Consider the following 1,065-nt stretch of genomic DNA (forward strand, 5'->3'; position numbering starts at 1 on the left):
TCTAGTCAACTCCATTCTAACCGAGGACATTTGAATATGGCTCCTAGTACTTTTTAGGAGATATTTCATTTTACACAATTATACGGACTCAACTTTTTTCCATGATGATTTATAGTCTACATTACCTCTAAGGGCCTCCATCTCAAAGCACTTATCACCGTCACTCCATAGTGCCGTAGTAGCCCCATTTTGCCAAATCTGAATTTCTAGTACCGAATCAATCTTTAAACTGTAAATAAAGCCGTTTTAGTTTAATTCGTGCATCGGCGGTCGTAAACTACCAGTCCACGCCCTTTTGGCGCTGGTTTCGGACGCACTCCCATACCGACAGCTCGTGAGCCAGTTCGATGATGGAAGGGATGCGTCGTCCCAGGCAATGACTGGTCATCACGCTGAGTTCAATCTCCGCAATATTGAGCCAACTGCCATGCTTGGGCGTGTAATGGATTTCCAGTCGCTTAGCCAAGCGCCTTGCGGTTTCAGGCTCGAATGCTCGATAAAGCGAAGCAATGGAATGAGTGCTCAGGTTGTCCATCACCAGCTTGATCTTTGGCGCTTTCGGATAATGCACGTCCAGCAATTCACGAACTTGCTCCGCCCAGTCGATACGCGTTCGCTGCTGGCAGACCGTGACATGACGCCAGCCTGCTAAAGGTTCCGTGAAGACGAAGATGCTGCATGTGCCATGGCGCACGTATTCGCTATCTTCCCGACGAGGCTTGGCGGGTTCATGGGAATCGGCATTCGGGCTTCGTCTAGCAGCTGATAGGGTTTTTCGTCCATGAATATGACCGGACAGTCGGCATTATAAGGCAATTAATAGACGTCCAGCACATTCTCTGCCTTTGGAAATGAACGCGCGAAATTTCTTCGGTCGTTAAGCGAACAGGATGTTGGATGGGACGCATCTACAAAACCTCTTTTAGCACTTCCATACCATATCTATCCAATCTATGGGATTGAGGGAGTACTAGATTTGAAACAAGGGGATAAAACATATCGATTCAGCAGTGATTTAACTATTGACGGAAAGAGCTACGAAGCCATTGACAACACTGCCGAGAA

At 47.2% G+C, this 1,065-nt stretch carries 1 protein-coding gene; it reads right to left on the bottom strand.

Annotated features, from left to right (window positions below):
- Positions 1-277 precede the first annotated feature (277 nt).
- Complete coding sequence (locus G485_RS27245; RefSeq protein WP_156922474.1) at positions 278-799, bottom strand: transposase; 522 nt, start codon at positions 797-799, stop codon at positions 278-280.
- Positions 800-1,065: the final 266 nt, after the last annotated feature.

It is taken from the genome of Cohnella thermotolerans DSM 17683 (genome assembly GCF_000429825.1).
GTDB lineage: Bacteria > Bacillota > Bacilli > Paenibacillales > Paenibacillaceae > Cohnella > Cohnella thermotolerans.